This is a genomic window from Nostoc sp., assembly GCF_036917095.1.
Taxonomy (GTDB): Bacteria; Cyanobacteriota; Cyanobacteriia; order Cyanobacteriales; family Nostocaceae; genus Nostoc.
The window spans coordinates 51,184-66,556 of sequence record NZ_JBALFH010000044.1 but is presented as its reverse complement, the minus strand read 5'-3'; the positions used below and the strand labels follow the sequence as shown (position 1 = coordinate 66,556).

The 15,373-nt window shown below is 41.7% G+C and carries 15 protein-coding genes and 2 pseudogenes; 10 read left to right on the top strand and 7 right to left on the bottom strand.

All coding sequences use genetic code 11. The annotated features are described in order from the left end of the window. Positions 1 to 62: 62 nt before the first annotated feature. The 4 genes and pseudogenes from V7L01_RS24770 to V7L01_RS24755 form a co-directional block, all read right to left on the bottom strand. Positions 63 to 1,532: a sugar ABC transporter substrate-binding protein gene (locus V7L01_RS24770; RefSeq protein ID WP_335039422.1), complete on the bottom strand. Its 1,470-nt coding sequence runs from the start codon at positions 1,530 to 1,532 to the stop codon at positions 63 to 65. A 61-nt stretch (positions 1,533 to 1,593) separates the two neighbouring features. Continuing rightward, positions 1,594 to 1,731 carry a hypothetical protein gene (locus V7L01_RS24765; protein WP_335039420.1) on the bottom strand — a complete coding sequence of 46 codons (138 nt, stop codon included), beginning with the start codon at positions 1,729 to 1,731 and terminating at the stop codon, positions 1,594 to 1,596. Positions 1,732 to 1,835: 104 nt separating this feature from the next. Next, positions 1,836 to 2,114 (bottom strand): hypothetical protein, encoded by a 279-nt coding sequence (locus tag V7L01_RS24760; RefSeq protein ID WP_335039418.1) that lies wholly within the window; start codon positions 2,112 to 2,114, stop codon positions 1,836 to 1,838. Between the two features lie 408 nt (positions 2,115 to 2,522). After that, positions 2,523 to 3,130, bottom strand: a pseudogene (locus tag V7L01_RS24755) (efflux RND transporter permease subunit); the annotation flags it as partial. Between the two features lie 204 nt (positions 3,131 to 3,334). On the opposite strand from V7L01_RS24755, the gene V7L01_RS24750 reads away from it, so the two are divergent. Further along, positions 3,335 to 3,469, top strand: a complete 135-nt coding sequence (locus tag V7L01_RS24750) for a DnaJ C-terminal domain-containing protein (protein WP_335039416.1) — start codon at positions 3,335 to 3,337, stop codon at positions 3,467 to 3,469. Between the two features lie 246 nt (positions 3,470 to 3,715). On the opposite strand, the gene V7L01_RS24745 is transcribed toward V7L01_RS24750, so the two are convergent. Next, positions 3,716 to 4,858, bottom strand: coding sequence for a BMP family ABC transporter substrate-binding protein (locus V7L01_RS24745; protein WP_335039414.1), 1,143 nt, complete (start codon positions 4,856 to 4,858; stop codon positions 3,716 to 3,718). A gap of 231 nt (positions 4,859 to 5,089) precedes the next feature. Here V7L01_RS24745 and V7L01_RS24740 point away from each other — a divergent pair, with 231 nt between their 5' ends. The 6 genes and pseudogenes from V7L01_RS24740 (at position 5,090) to V7L01_RS24715 (ending at position 10,866) form a co-directional block, all read left to right on the top strand. Further along, positions 5,090 to 6,592, top strand: coding sequence for an acyl--CoA ligase (locus V7L01_RS24740; protein ID WP_335039412.1), 1,503 nt, complete (start codon positions 5,090 to 5,092; stop codon positions 6,590 to 6,592). Between the two features lie 94 nt (positions 6,593 to 6,686). Beyond that, positions 6,687 to 6,782 (top strand): annotated as a pseudogene (locus V7L01_RS24735) (universal stress protein); the annotation flags it as partial. Positions 6,783 to 7,144: 362 nt separating this feature from the next. Then, the gene (locus V7L01_RS24730) at positions 7,145 to 7,276 is read left to right on the top strand and encodes a hypothetical protein (RefSeq protein ID WP_335039409.1); all 132 of its coding nucleotides are present in this window, start codon (positions 7,145 to 7,147) and stop codon (positions 7,274 to 7,276) included. A 626-nt stretch (positions 7,277 to 7,902) separates the two neighbouring features. Beyond that, positions 7,903 to 8,619: an acyltransferase gene (locus tag V7L01_RS24725; protein ID WP_335039407.1), complete on the top strand. Its 717-nt coding sequence runs from the start codon at positions 7,903 to 7,905 to the stop codon at positions 8,617 to 8,619. Positions 8,620 to 9,153: 534 nt separating this feature from the next. Then, positions 9,154 to 9,543 (top strand): hypothetical protein, encoded by a 390-nt coding sequence (locus V7L01_RS24720; RefSeq protein WP_335039405.1) that lies wholly within the window; start codon positions 9,154 to 9,156, stop codon positions 9,541 to 9,543. Between the two features lie 213 nt (positions 9,544 to 9,756). Beyond that, positions 9,757 to 10,866 (top strand): DNA-methyltransferase, encoded by a 1,110-nt coding sequence (locus tag V7L01_RS24715; RefSeq protein WP_335039404.1) that lies wholly within the window; start codon positions 9,757 to 9,759, stop codon positions 10,864 to 10,866. A gap of 11 nt (positions 10,867 to 10,877) precedes the next feature. Here the strand turns inward: V7L01_RS24715 and V7L01_RS24710 are convergent, their stop codons facing one another. Both V7L01_RS24710 and V7L01_RS24705 read right to left on the bottom strand, forming a co-directional pair. Then, the gene (locus V7L01_RS24710; protein WP_335040815.1) at positions 10,878 to 11,504 is read right to left on the bottom strand and encodes a restriction endonuclease; all 627 of its coding nucleotides are present in this window, start codon (positions 11,502 to 11,504) and stop codon (positions 10,878 to 10,880) included. 44 nt (positions 11,505 to 11,548) lie between these two features. Beyond that, entirely contained in the window at positions 11,549 to 11,797 is a 249-nt protein-coding gene (locus V7L01_RS24705; protein WP_335039401.1) for a helix-turn-helix domain-containing protein, read from the bottom strand. Between the two features lie 274 nt (positions 11,798 to 12,071). On the opposite strand from V7L01_RS24705, the gene cobJ reads away from it, so the two are divergent. The 3 genes from cobJ (at position 12,072) to V7L01_RS24690 (ending at position 15,349) form a co-directional block, all read left to right on the top strand. Continuing rightward, positions 12,072 to 13,799: a precorrin-3B C(17)-methyltransferase gene (cobJ, locus tag V7L01_RS24700; protein WP_335039397.1), complete on the top strand. Its 1,728-nt coding sequence runs from the start codon at positions 12,072 to 12,074 to the stop codon at positions 13,797 to 13,799. A gap of 171 nt (positions 13,800 to 13,970) precedes the next feature. Continuing rightward, entirely contained in the window at positions 13,971 to 14,462 is a 492-nt protein-coding gene (locus tag V7L01_RS24695) for a DUF4174 domain-containing protein (protein ID WP_335039395.1), read from the top strand. Between the two features lie 530 nt (positions 14,463 to 14,992). Beyond that, the gene (locus tag V7L01_RS24690; protein ID WP_118164567.1) at positions 14,993 to 15,349 is read left to right on the top strand and encodes a hypothetical protein; all 357 of its coding nucleotides are present in this window, start codon (positions 14,993 to 14,995) and stop codon (positions 15,347 to 15,349) included. Positions 15,350 to 15,373 lie beyond the last annotated feature (24 nt).

Genomic DNA, 15,373 nt, shown 5'->3' with positions numbered 1-15,373 from the left:
TTTATATTTTTTATTATTAATGCAAATAGGTTATTCCTTTAGTTAATATAAATAATTATCGATTACCATTGTGCAAAGATTTGTTTGATCCGCGCGATCGCCTCATCACTTGCTTGCTCTGGAGAAATTTTATCTACAATTATTCGATTAAGAGCTTTTCCCCAGATATTCTCCTCTAAAACTACGCTGTATGCTGGGTTTTGCACATAATAAAATAGCCGCGTTGAACCTTCTGTCACCGTCTTGGCCGCAGTTGAAACATGGGGATCGGTTGGGTTTTTCCAAAATGGGTCTTGCCAAAGCGGTTTTATGACTGGTAAATTACAGCCGCCAGCAGCTTTCAGATACTTATCTATCACTTGTGATTGAATGAGATATGCAAGAAAATTCAAAGCTTTTGTCTGTTGCTGGGAATCGGCGAATAAAACTGCTTGCCTAAGTGTGAGTAGATAACGCATTGGCTTGCCGTTGGGTTTGTTGGGAAATTTTAAGATGCCAAGCTTATTGCGATAGGTGCCGGCATCTTGGCGGACAGAGCAAGGAATTGAGAGGGTGTTGTTAGGAGTCATCACCACCACACGGTTGAGCAAGCTGCGATTATTATCTGGATTTAACCAATTGATTGCATCTGGTGGCACATAACCTTGTTGGTAAAATTTGGCATACCAATCTAAGGTTTGGACAATTTTTTGTCTGACCTTTGGGTCATCAATCAGCAGTTTACCTTTTGAGTCGAGAATTTGCACATCGTATGCTTCTAAAATATGCTCAAAAAATATGTAGGTATCTGAAGCTCCAGCAGAGAAAGGAAAACCTAACCCATAAATATCCTGCTTTTGCTGTTTCATTCGCAGATCGTTCTGCACTTGTTTCCAAAACTCCCAAAAACCATCCCAATCTTTGGGAATATCCCTTTTACTGCGACCTATTTGCTCTAGCAAGTCTCGCCAGTAGAAAATATGAACCGTTGCCTGATTGATTGGAACTGCATAGTAACTTCGCTTTTTTGCAGCATTATTATAATAATTAACAGATTGCAGGGCATACTCAGGATAAAGATTTTTGACTGGCTTAATTACATCCGTTACATCTGCCAGTTTCCCTTCCCAAGCCAGACGCGGATTTAATGCTCTCTCAGCGCCATAACTCATCATGATATCGGGTGCATTACCTGCCTGAATAGCCCTACGCGCCTTCTGTGGTAACTCATCGCCAATATAGAAAGAAAGCTTGACTTTGTTACCAGTTTGTTTTTCCCAATTGCTTACTAACTGCTGGATTGCTTCATCTTCATCCACAGTAAATCCTTTATCCCACCAAATTCTTAAATCTGCACTTTCAATGGAGAGTTTATTGACTGGAGAAGGGGATGATTGATACGTATTAGTGCAAGCAACGATTATCAAGCTGAGTATCAATGCCATGAATGCATAGCGACGGCTGATTCGTCTTGGCACTATGGTAAAAGCTTCGTTGGTTCTTTGCTGATTCTTGACTTTAGAAATTTGACTGGCTTTTTTTCTGGGTACCACACTTATAGAGCTTATATTTAAACTGAGTAGATATACCCAATTTAAAGCCTTTTGTCGCTGTTTAAAATAAACTAAAGTGCTGCAACACCATCCCAATTAAAAGAGATATTGCCTCCGCTAGACTATTAATATTAATCTGTCGCCCTTGCCAAAAAATTTCGCCAGCATCGGGACGCACTAACTCATAGATAATATTCATCTTTTCGGATGGAAATTTAGCCAGCGCAACTTTTCCACTTCTTCCACCGAGTAGTGTGTTGTTGTGTAGCGAATTTTGAAAGAACGATGTCTTGCACTAACAAATCAGTAATTGTCTTTATCTATACTTGAGTGAATAGCTTTGTTCAAATCCCGCAGCAAGTCTTCTTCCGCATCCCGCTCTTGCTTGAGTTCTCGAATCATTTCTTGACTAGAACCAATCACCAAACCAGCAACTGCACCTACAAGGGCGTATTTTTGCTCTAAATCTTGATACATTTGACTCGTGTAGGGGCAAGGAAATAAATTAGCAGCAATAAAACCAATTCCTGCACCCACAAATGCTGTCACAAAGCCAGAGAAAGCGATCAGTTTACCATTCATTTGCTTTGCTCCAATGCTTATAATTTTGCTAAATAATAGGAGATCCCCTATATTGTCTCAGTAGCTCCTAAAGTTGCAACTTAATCTTTACCTCTTGTAACATAAGGCACACTGGGGGAGATGACGAGAGAAGTCTGAGCAAACAAAAGAATAAGGGAGATGAAGATAATAACTCCCAACTCTCTATGCCAATACGCTTGGGTTAAGCTTTTTTCTCTCCCCCTGCTCAAGAAGAGCCTGCCTTAGGGACTTCAAAATAAAAAAATCTCCCATCGCTTTTAGGAAAGGGAGCAGGGGGCAGGGGGAAGAAAAGTGGTTTTGATTCCAAAAATTGGATAATTTATTTTTTGGAGTTCCCTTAACAGATAAATTTCCTTAACTGAACTGTATTGCTCCTAACTCCCTTTTTCAATTACTCGAATCATTACGTCTGTTATCATCATTTTGCCTAACAATTACAGAGGAATCTTGATGAGCGTTCGTTGTTCGCGCAGCGTCTCCGACTGGAGTTGGCATCACTCTTGATTGTCCATCTTGGTTTCCATCTTCGTTTCCATCTGGGGATGGTGGTTCGGAGGGTTTAGCAGGTTTTTTCTTCAAGAAGCGTTCTTCCAAAGTCTTGATGATTACATACAGCACTGGAACAATCAGCAAACTCAGAATCGTTGCTACGAGTAGTCCGCCAAATAAGGCTGTAACGACCAGCGCGAGGCAGAACCGGCTCCGGTGGCAATTACCAAGGGGAAAAATCCCAGCAAGGAGGCGCTTGAAGTCATTACAATCGGACGAAACCTTTCTTGGGCTGCGGTTATGGCTGCTTGTCGAATTGTCACGCCTTCTTCAAGGGCTTGATTGGCAAACTCGACGATCAAAATCGCGTTTTTCGACGCTAATCCAATCAGCATCACTAAAGCCACGTTGGCGTAGACATCATTAACCAAACCGCGCAAAGCTAAGGCACTCAATGCGCCTAACAACGCTAACGGTACAGTCAAGAGAATAATCGCCGGATCGATTAAAAATACTACCGTAGCTAGTTTCACATGCAATACGGTTCCGTTAACCGTAAAACCATAAAAACTAAGGCTTATGCCCTAAATCTTGCCTTGTAGGTACTATCGAATATCTCTGCACGGGGACGACTTAGGACAATCGTACTGCCTTGAAGAGGGCGATGTAATAACTCTTTTGTCTGCTTGGGAGAGGGACAAAACCAAGTAGTGAGAAAAATTACGATCGCTATTGAGCCTCATAGTGTAGCAGGCGATCGCTTAACGATTATCGGTGAAGGTAATACTGGTCGTCACAATGGCGCTCCTGGCGATTTATACATCAATTTAGAGATTAATAGCTAAAACCACCATCATCAGCCAGGAAGCTTATACCAATTTAATGTGAAGTTGCACATATCTTGATCCCCCTAAATCCCCCGATAAATTGGGGGACTTTGAATTCCCCCCTTTTTAAGGGGAGCCAGCGCGGTCTTGGGGTCTCCCCAAGTGGAGCGACTGGCGTGGGCTAGGGGGGATCGAATTCTATGCAGCTTCAGAAAGAATTGGTATTATTGTAATTCTGTTTGTTGATTTTTTAAATATTGCTTACTATAATTTCACCTTAGGAATTGACCCTTCAATTCCCTCAACATACCAATCCATCGCCAGTTGTTTTTGATCGCCTAACACCTTACCCTTTGGCACTTGCACCACCCCTTTTTGGTCTTTCACGGGGCCATCAAAAGGATGTGCAGTACCCTGAATAAACTCATCGCGCTTCGCATTCACCAGTTGTTGCACATCAGCGGGAATCGCCTGATTCATCGGGGAAATATCCACCATTCCTTGACCAATCCCATCCCAAACCTCTTGAGATTTCCAAGTATTACTCATTACAGCCAAGGCTTTATCTGTATAGAATTTGCCCCATTTGTTAATAGCTGATGTCAGGTGGGCTTTTTGACCAAACTTACTCATATCAGTGTTGTAGCCAAAAGCATAAATGCCTTTTTCCTCAGCCAATTGGACAACTGCACCAGAGCCAGTATGCTGCGTTAGTACATCCACACCTAAATTGACCAAAGCTTGAGCCGCTTCTCTTTCTTTAGTTGGATCGTACCAACTTTCTACCCAAAGTACCTTAACTTTTGCTTGAGGATTTGTTAGCCGCACTCCTTGAGTAAATGCACTGATTCCCCGAATTACTTCTGGAATTGGGTATGCGCCAATAAAACCAACTACATTTGATTTTGTCATCTTGCCAGCAATCATGCCGGTTAAGTAACGCGGTTCTTCAAAGCGTCCTAGATAAGTGCCGAGATTGGCAGCACGTTTGTATCCCGCACAGTGTTCAAAGACAAGATCACCAAAGTCTTTGGCAACATTAATTGTTGGGTTCATGTACCCAAAGGAAGTTGTAAAAATCAACTTGTTACCATCTAATGCTAGTTGGCGAATCACCCTTTCGGCGTCAGCAGCTTCGTTGACATTTTCAACAAAGGTAGTTTTTACCTTATCTTGAAGATTGGCTTCCATGTCTCTGCGACCTAGATCGTGGGCATAAGTCCAGCCAAAATCACCCACAGCGCCCATATAAACAAATCCTACCTTGAGAGGTTCATTTACCGTCACAGACGATGCTGAGGGAGGCACCTCACCCTGCGATTTGGAATTTTTGCCTTGAACACAACTAGTTAAGGCAAAGCTAGATCCTGCTAAAGTGACATACTTTAGAAAATTCCGACGATCCATATTTTATCGATGGGGTTTAGTTGCTGAAAAATATTTCTCTGATTCCTAGTAGCGACAAACACACTATTGACTTAATTTTAGCTCTTGTTTTTTGCCGTAAACTTACTTACGAAAGAAAGCAAATAATGGTTGAATTGGGCATGGGGACAAGAGGGACAAGAAAAGAGTTTCTTTCCCAATCCCTTTTGCTCACAACTCCCATAAGGGGATGCGGTTTACTGGAGGTTTTTAATGAACTTATTTGAGCTTTTAGTAGGAGAAGACAATCATCCAGCCCTAGTTACGCCTGAGGGGCGATCGCTAACTTATAAGCAATTGCGCGAGAATGTTGTTGGATTGGTATCCCAACTCAACAGCTTTGGATTGAAACGGCCAGAACGCATTGCCATTGCCATGACTAACGGTTCACCAATGGCTATTACCTTTTTAGCTGCCGCCCTGTGTGGTACTGCTGCACCCTTAAATCCTAAATACAAACAAGAAGAATTTGCCTTTTACTACGAAGATACCCAAGCAAATGCACTGATTACGTTATATGAGGGGCCAGAAGCAGCTATTGCTGCCGTCACACCCAACATGATGTTAATTAATGCCAAGGTAAACACTGACGGCACATTGAACTTTGAATTACTCAAGGAGAAACTTCCCCCCAGATCCCAGCTAAGAGCTCCCTTGCCTCAGTCTGACGATCTAGCGATGATTCTCCACACTAGCGGCACCACCAGTCGTCCCAAGCGTGTGCCAATTCGTCATCGCAACTTAATCGCCTCAGCGGGCAACATCATTGGTGCTTACTCACTCACAGCAGATGACACTACACTTTGCCTAATGCCCCTGTTCCACATTCACGGATTGGTGGGCTGTTTGCTGGCAACTCTGGCATCGGGCGGCACACTAATTTGTCCCAATGGTTTTAATGCTCTAGAGTTTTGGAAACTGGTAGATACCTACAAACCTACCTGGTACTCCGCAGCGCCAACCATGCACCAGACAATTTTGGCTCGCGCTAGCCGCAACACAGAAATTGTCAAAGCTAATCGCTTTCGTTTCATTCGTTCTAGTAGCGCTCCCTTGCCTCCGATTATCATTGAACAGCTAGAGGCAACTCTCAATGCTCCTGTGGTGGAATCTTACAGCATGACTGAAGCATCTCACTTAATGACTACCAACCCCCTACCGCCAAAAGTCCGGAAACCGGGTACTGTCGGTTATGGCTTTGGTGTGGAAGTCGGCATCATGGACTCCGAAGGCAACCTGCTATCTCAGGGAAGCTTGGGCGAGGTAGTGGTAAAAGCCCCCAATGTTATAGATGGCTATGAAAACAACCCGGAAGCCAACGCCACAGCTTTTGTAACCGGTTGGTTCCGCACAGGGGATCAGGGCACACTGGATGCAGACGGCTACCTCCGCTTGACTGGACGCATTAAAGAATTGATTAATCGGGGTGGAGAAAAAATTTCTCCTTTGGAAGTGGATGATGTCTTGCTGCGCCATCCCGCCGTCGCCGAAGCCTTGGCCTTTGCCGTCCCTCACAAATCTTTAGGTGAAGATATCCACGCCGCTGTTGTCCTCAAGTCAGAAGCTAGCGAAAAAGAGCTTTTAGCCCACTGTTCAACCATGCTGGCAGACTTCAAAGTTCCCAAGCAAGTTCACATTTTGGATCGACTACCTCGTGGTGCTACCGGGAAACTGCAACGGTTGGCTATGGCAAAATTGTTGAACATAGTGCAGTAGGAGCATCAGGACTTTTCACTCATAGGATTGTGACTTTACAAAAGAGATCCGCCACTTATTGAAGACCACTAAATTAAAGATTTAGTGTAGTGTTGCCTACGGACATAGCCGTATTCGGCACTTAGTTATTGGCAGTACTACAGCCCAAATGCTACGCAGCAGCCACATCCCTATGTTGCTGTTTAGGTAGCTTTTTCTCGAATATAAGTAAAAAGTTTACTGGCAACGCTTTGTATTACAAATTAGCGAGAAAATTATAGTCTAATGAAGCACCAAAATAAAATAATGGTTGCTTTTTTATATCTGTATTTACTGTGATTTTTAGCGGCTATCTATTTAATTAATAGAGGCTTATTCTTAGTAAAATTAATACATAAATTTACAAAAATACTGATTATGAAAATATGGTATTTTTGAAATCTTTATATTTTTACTTTAAACTTTACTGTTCCTTGATAATAATTTCATAACTCTCTTCTACGATAGTGGAAGCACACTACTTGTGTCACTATAAAGGCGCTTTAGTGAATATGTAAATTCTCTGTGTACGTAATGATGACAACAGCAGCAGACTCTAAAAACTGGCTGCAAGGAAGCCGTTATAGTAATCGGGGAAGTATTTATTTGTTTGCTCCGATGGTTAACTTCAATGTGATGGCTGAAGTTGGAGATACTCCCCCCTAAATTAATGTGCTTGTACTTGCTTGGAAATTTTATGAGGAATTCAACAATTACATCTTGATGGCAGCGAGTAAATTTAATTCCGACTTTGGAACAGCATAAACAGATGTAATTGAATTGAAATAAGTACTTTGATATTTTATAACTGAATATCTGAATTAGAATAGCTTGTCAAATTGCTAACTAATATAAATCTAGAGTTAGGTATTTGATGTTGTGGTAAAGCATTAAGCTTCAGTATTAATCAGTTCCGAATATTAAAAAGTATTTTCTTTAATTTCCAAGTAGTACACGTACTAAATAATATAATGGCATAATTAAGACGGTTGCAAACTGCTGTAATTACAAAATTTGCTTGTAAACAGATACAGCATTTAAAGTCTTGCTATGTCTAACAATTAAATAACACCTGTATTTAATAGCTTCTAATCTTAGAGCTTGCCTTGGGTTTTGTCAAATGCTTGAAAACTTTATATTAGCCATCTTTTTTTATTAATCTGCAATCTAAAAATGCAGATATAAAAATATAAATGGTAGATAGCAAGACTCAAATGCAGGATGTCTTTACTTAGGCATTTCATAATTCCACGAATCTCCAAGTTCACAATTTAGCTGGGAATAATAGAGCTATGGATAACTTGAAACATTTTTCAAAAATGAAGCGACTTCAAGAACTTTTGTTAACTACTTTATTAGGAGACATCCCAACAATCCTTGGAGGCGTAAAGTTACGTAATTTGTTATATCGCGCTATTTTCGGGCAAATAGGTAGCTCAGTTTATATTCAAGATGGCGTTGAATTTATTAGTACTGATTCTATTACAATTGGGGATGGAGTTTATATTTTTAAAGGTGTTCGTATCGATGGAAAAGGACACGAGAATAATAGGATTAATCTAGAAAATGGAGTTGTCATTGAGCGTAACGTTGTCATCGGGGCACTAAACAATACTTCCATCGACATCGATCGAGATACTTTTATTGGCCCTAGCGTTTGTATTGGTGGCCCTGGAGACATAAAGATTGGCAAGCACTGCTTAATTGCAGCCCACACTGGAATATATGCCAATAATCACAATTTTACAGATCCAATGGAGCCAATTAAATACCAAGGTATTACTTCTAAGGGGATCGTGATTGAAGATGACTGTTGGCTAGGACATGGGGTGAAAGTATTAGATGGTGTCACCATTGGTAGAGGCAGTGTTATCGGTGCTGGCGCTGTTGTTACTAAAGATATTCCTCCATTATCCATAGCTGTGGGTATACCTGCACGAGTAATTAAAAGCCGCGACGGTAAGAAAATTGCCAAGTCTACAGAATTACCTATATCATCTTCAAACTAAGTTTTATTAGGTTTGCCTGGGTAGTTTTCTTTGAACACAGGCAGCTATTTACTAGTTAGATGCCCAATCTTTTGGGAACAGAATAGAACAGAAAAATTGAGCATTCTTTCGTACTCCGACTCTTACAATACCATTGGCGATCGCACTTGGTACTTCCTATAGCCTATATCTAAATCATGGGCCAATCTTGGTGTTCGTGCGTGACTTTTTGTTTTATCTGCCTATTTCCCCAAATATCTTTCTTTGCGGCTGCATCCTATTTAGTAGGTACGTTAATGTCATTAATCATTGCATATTATTTTTACTTATTCTTTGAGCGACCATTTTTGTCTACTTTCTTAAACAAGCGAAAAGTGAAAGATGTAGTGAGTTGACAGTTCGTGTATAAATAAATTAAAGCTCAAGCAACGCAATCTTGATTATGGACTGTATTAATACTCACCAAGTTTAACGAATTATAACAATACTAATTTTGGAAACTTGGGTAACTTGAAATCAGCGATACACTAAGAAAAATTCCTTGAGGAAGCGTTGATGGCACGGTCAAATGGGGTTAAAACTGAAACGTCTGCACAGGAATTACCTGCAATTTCAGACGAAGATACAGTGACAATTGAAGATTTGCCGGAACCAGTGGAGGATGCCCAGGATATTGACGACATCTTGAACTCACTCAAAACCCTACTGAGTAGCCTAGAAAAGCTCCAAAAAGTCCGGCAGGAAGTGGGTGACATCAAACCGTTGATTGGGCGGATGCTTGATGGAGAACTGGTTGCTGGTGAAGAACTAGAGCAACTCAAGGTAGGTGTAAGCAGTCTTTCTCGCCTTGTTCGGGCTTATAATGACCATCAAACAGCGTTGGCTAAAGCACAACCTGCTAGAAACTTGTTAGATCAAGTGCTGAAAGAGCGTAAAGCTAATTGAAACAAGAAGCGATGTCTACGACGGGCTACGCCTACGCCTATTTTTAGGAAATGCGATCGCAACCCCTAATTACTTAAATGCGTAGACGCACAGCGGCTTGTCGTGAGATATCGCCTCTCCATCACTTCAAAGTTTTGGATCGCGAATTAGTTAATAACCTATTTTAGGTTATGATGACGAAAGTCTAGTATTACTTGCAAGGTAGGTATCGTAATGAAGACTAATAGAGAGAATCTACCTTTAGACCAGATTCTCTTAGAAGATAGCTTACAACTGCTGAGTAATCTGCCAGATGAATGTGTTGACTTAGTTGTATCCTCTCCACCTTATAATCTAGGCAAAGAATACGAATCAAGGCAGGCTCTTGAGATATATTTGGCAGAACAAACAGCTGTTTTGCTTGAATGTAGCCGGATTCTCAAAAATACAGGTTCGCTATTTTGGCAAGTTGGTGCTTTTTCTGACCGAGGAATGCTGATTCCTCTGGATATTCGCTTTTTTCCGATTTTAGAGTCATGCAGATTAATTCCTCGCAACCGAATTATATGGGCTAGGCAACATGGTCTTCATGCCCAGAAAAAGTTTTCTTGTAGACATGAAACTATTCTTTGGTTTACTAAATCGGATAACTATAAATTTAATCTAGATGCTATTAGAGTTCCACAAAAGTATCAAAATAAAAAACATTATCGGGGAAATAGAAAGGGGGAACTTTCATGCAATCCAGAAGGAAAAAATCCTGGTGATATTTGGCTATTTCGGAATGTTAAACACAACCATGAAGAACAAACTATACATCCCTGCCAATTTCCAGAAGACTTGGTAGCTCGAATTATATTAGCTACAACTAACAAAAATGATATTGTTTTAGATCCATTTATGGGTTCTGGTACTGCGGCAGTGGTTGCGAGAGATCATGAACGCCATTTTATTGGATCAGAAATTGAACCAAAATATCATCAAGTTGCCTTGCATCGTCTTAGTGGCAATCCAGATAAAAATGGTTGTTTTCCAAATTTAAAAACCTTGCGCGATTATGTTGAAAAAACTGGTCAATCTATTGATAAATTTAAGTTTGATGTGCAAGTAGGAAATCAAGCTTCAGAACGCAGCAAAGCAAAAATTTATCCAGAAGAGTATCACTTGCAAGAAATGGAAGATAGATTAATTTATGAAGAATCTGCTTTTGCAGCTAATCTAAGAGGTGAAGATATTCCAGTAGATCCAAAGCTTAATGGTAATGGGAAAAAGACCTCTTTGCAAAATCAAATAGCAAAACAAGTCGAAGAAATAGAACAAATTGAATTGAGATTATGGAGTTAATAGATTAATTATTACAATAAGTTAAGTAAACAACGACTACGGGCTGAACGTCCAGCAATGATTTGACATTGGCGACTAACTCTAATATTCACAGTTCTAGAATATCTTTTAGATGAATACTCAGTCCAGATGATAGGTACTATTGTATTCTGTTGTTCAAATAATCCAACCAGTCTGATTGGTACATCAAAAACTTGGTATTTAGTCAAAGCTGTTAACTGATTAACAGCTTGCTCGTAATAAAGAGTGCTATTAGAAGCAGGAAACATCAGAGCCTTTGTCACCAGAATTACCAGATTAGTCGGGTATCCAACAAATTCAGTTTTAGCTTTGAAGAACAATTCTGAGCGCAAGGTGTTATTGAGTAGGAAGGGATAATTAGAAAACTGAATTTCAATGATGATGCCAGCTTTGGCAAAATCAACCTCTGTACCCAAAAATCTGTAAGGTACTGGAATAGGTATATTTGATTTCCAATCATCATGAATAAAGGCAGCTTTAATGTATTCGTTCGTACCTACTGGATCGAATATTGCATTACCCTGAATACCAGCTTGATCTGAAGCTTTGATGTGCAAAGGCATTCTAGTGAGAGTAGTAATAATCTCATGCCATTCGTTCTGGTATTGGGTATTAATGATTGTATCTGCTGCGTTAAAGTCAACATATTGAATAATGATTATTATGTCTCCTTTTGGTATTTCAAGAGTTCTTCGATAAAAGCAAGCGGATCTATTTCAAGGACTTGGGCAACTTGTAAAAATTCAATTACGTCAAGACGACGCTCTCCACGTTCATACTTTGATACATAGGATTGCGGAAGCTTTAACTTTGCCGACAACTCTGCTTGAGTGAGCTTGGCAGCTTTGCGGGCCTCAATAAGTAGCTGGCGAAACCGATTGTACTCTTCGCTGAAAACTGATTTAGGCACTTTAGCTTGCCTTTTTTCGGGCGATGGTTTAATTCGATCTCGATGAAAGTTATTACATATTGCTGAACTCAGTTAAATTCTAAAACCTAATATAGGATAAACCCAAAATAGGTTTCAGAAAGCTACTATGAAGACAGCACACGCGTAGCCTCTCCAAGAGTTGCCCGTCGTAGACATCGCACTCTGAATTCCCCAAGCCGTAAACGGGAAGTCGCTGTATGTCTAAATCTGTGGTTTCATTTGAAGGATATCAAATTTTGCAAGATATCTACTTATGATCGTGAAAGTTGCACCCGCCATTGTAGTACTAGGTCAAAATAGCGTGACAGTAGCACGCAAAATAATCACTGTCCTACCAGGGGCGACACTATATGGTCTAGCAGGTCGCACATCGGGAGTTGATGTCAGCTTCACAAATTTTGGCGAGACGTTGCGCGAGTTATTTGCTCAGGGAACGCCGCTAATTGGCATTTGTGCCGCCGGCATTTTAATTAGGACGTTAGCGCCCGTAATCTCGGATAAACGACAGGAACCGCCAGTGCTAGCTGTGGCTGAGGATGGTAGTGCTGTTGTGCCCCTCTTGGGCGGACTTGGTGGGGTAAACGATTTGGCACGCCGCATTGCCGAAGCGCTTGATGTCAACCCTGCAATTACGACCACAGGCGATTTACGTTTGGGCACAACCCTGTTGTCTCCTCCCCCTGGATACCATTTAGCAAACCCAGACGATGCTAAGAAATTTATCTCAGATTTGCTAGCCGGAGCACAAGTCAAATTAGAAGGAATAGCACCTTGGTTGAGCGATAGTAAGCTGCCCATAGATCCACAGGGAGATTTGACCATCCAAGTTACGGAACGTCTGGTGACTCCTACAGCCAACTGCCTTGTCTACCACCCAGCAACGATCGCGATCGCAATTAGCGCCCCCATTGATGATGCAGTAGCTTTAGTACAGCAGCTACTAGCTGATGCCAAACTCGAAAGAGCATCAGTCGCCGGGATATTTGCAGCCATTACCGCTGCTGCCGATCCAGCAATCCATGCCGTAGCTAGCGCCTTGGGAGTGCCTACCCGCTTTTTTACCCCAAATCAGCTAGAAAGTCTGTTATCACAAGGTTATAGCCCCGCCCAAGCAGTAGCGATCGCCGCCACAGGTACATCCCCCTTGTCTTCCTCATCTCCAGATATAGCGATCGCCATTGCCCCTCAACCAATTGACCCTAACACCATCGGTCAACCACGCGGACGGTTAGCGATTATTGGCACGGGCCCTGGTGGATCGCAGTGGATGTCTCCCGAAGTGAGGGAGATACTCAAGTCGGCAACCGATCTAGTGGGTTACAAAACTTATTTAGATTTAGTTGGTTCTCTGGCTGATGGCAAGCAACAGCATGAGTCAGACAACCGCGAAGAAGAAGCACGGGCAAAAATGGCCCTTGATTTGGCAGTATCTGGGCGATATGTAGCTGTAGTTTCATCTGGCGACCCCGGTATCTATGCAATGGCAGCAGCGGTTTTTGAAGTATGCGATCGCTATGCCAAACCCGAATGGGACAGTATCGATATTCATGTGGCACCAGGCATCTCAGCTATGCAGGCAGCAGCAGCAGCGATTGGTGCGCCTCTTGGGCATGACTTCTGTGCTATTTCTCTCTCTGACATTTTGAAGCCTTGGTCTGCGATCGAACAACGAATTGCCGCTGCTGCCGAGGCTGATTTCGTCATTGCTTTCTACAATCCTGTTTCCAAAGAGCGTACCTGGCAACTGGCAGAAGCGAGAAATATTTTGCTGCGATATAGAACACCAGATACACCAGTAGTGTTAGCCCGGAATCTCGGTAGACCAGGACAAACGGTGAAAGCGATCGCACTTGACCAGTTAACATCAGCAAGCGCTGATATGCGGACAATTATTCTTGTTGGTTCCACAAAAACCCGAATTATCAAACGCCGCGATGGTAATATCTGGGTTTATACGCCACGTCGTTATACCCAACAGTAGGCATTGCTGTTAAGAAATAAGGCAAGATGGTGGATTAAACACAAAGCAAAACTTCTCTTTTGTTGGGGAGGTAGGATAAACACTTTTTTAAGCACAAACCATCAACAGATAGAGGAAAAGTGGGGAAACTAATGATAGCTTGAAAGCATAGAAAAAAGATAACAACCCATTGTGAATAATTCAGCATTAATTGCCCTTCCCCTATTAGCGTATATAGTCCTGTTGCCAGTTAGCAAAGCTGATATTGTCCAAGGCTCAACCAATCATGCCATCAAAATGTCTTCATTTAACCTCAGTTCCCAAAAATGGAAAAACCGCGTGCTACTAGTCTTTGCACCGTCTGTAGATAACCATACCTATCAGCAGCAAATGCAACTATTGCAAGAGCATAACAGCGGTTTTGTAGATCGGGATTTAGTTCTCGTTCAGGTTTTGGCAACAGATGGAAGCTATGCTAACAAACAGCCAATAGATGAGTCTTCTGCTGCTAAGTTGCGCGAGTACTTTGGGGTTGACAAAGAAAATTTCCGCCTGATTTTGGTGGGAAAAGATGGTGGTGTTAAGCGCAGTGATGCTACACCAGTGCAGGCGACAGCCATTTTTGAGGAAATCGATGCTATGCCTATGCGTCAGCAAGAAATGCAACAGCGAGGCAAAAAGTAATTAGTGGTCTGTCCCGCTAATTCTGAGAGTTAAGAGAACGAACCGCAAAGGGCGCAAAGATCGCGAAGTAGAAGTATAAGAGGTAAAGAAGAGAAATTTAAAACTGATTCAGCTATCAAAACTTTTGGGACAGACTACTAGTGGTCTATCGCATTAATTTTGAGAGATAAGAGAACGAACCGCGTACTCCTACGGAGAAGCAAGCTACGCGTAGCGTCTCGCAGAGAAGACGCGAAGTACGCGTTCGCGCAGCGTCTCGTAGAGAAGGAAGAAGGAAAGAAGAGAAATTGAAGAATTTATCTACTTGTCAGAATTAATGGGACAGACTACTAGAATTGCTATAGTTAGGATTAGCTTTGTCTCCTCTAAGAGCAGGCGGAGAGGGGATTAAGAGGAGCGATCGCAGTCTGCTCACACAAGGGAGAAGTTACCTGATGATACAACTGGTAATATTCCTGATAAAGGTTTACTTGCACTGTAAGATTTAATCGGATAATCTGAGCAATCGAGATTGTTTTCTAACAAAACCAATGAACAAATTCATACTGAGTTTGCTTTCTTCTCCTGTGCTGATTAGCTCTATTCTCTCGATGGGAGTAATGCTGAATCACGCACAAGCTATGGAGCCAGAACCAGCAGCCAAAACCACAGACCGTCTATCTTGTATACGTAATAAACATAAAGTGGGTTTAGTATGTGCAAGAGCCTCCGTATTGGCTCAAATTCCTAACTATCAGCGTGAAATAGAGTTTTCTCAAGAAGATGCTCCCATGCTGGAGTTCAATGACGAAGAAAGCAATGTGGCAATCAATTTATTTGGCTGCGATTGTCCTGCTTGTATAAATTCTTTACGTCAGATGCGCGGTGCGACACCCTTGGTATATTAAGATTCTACAAATTTATCTTAAGCA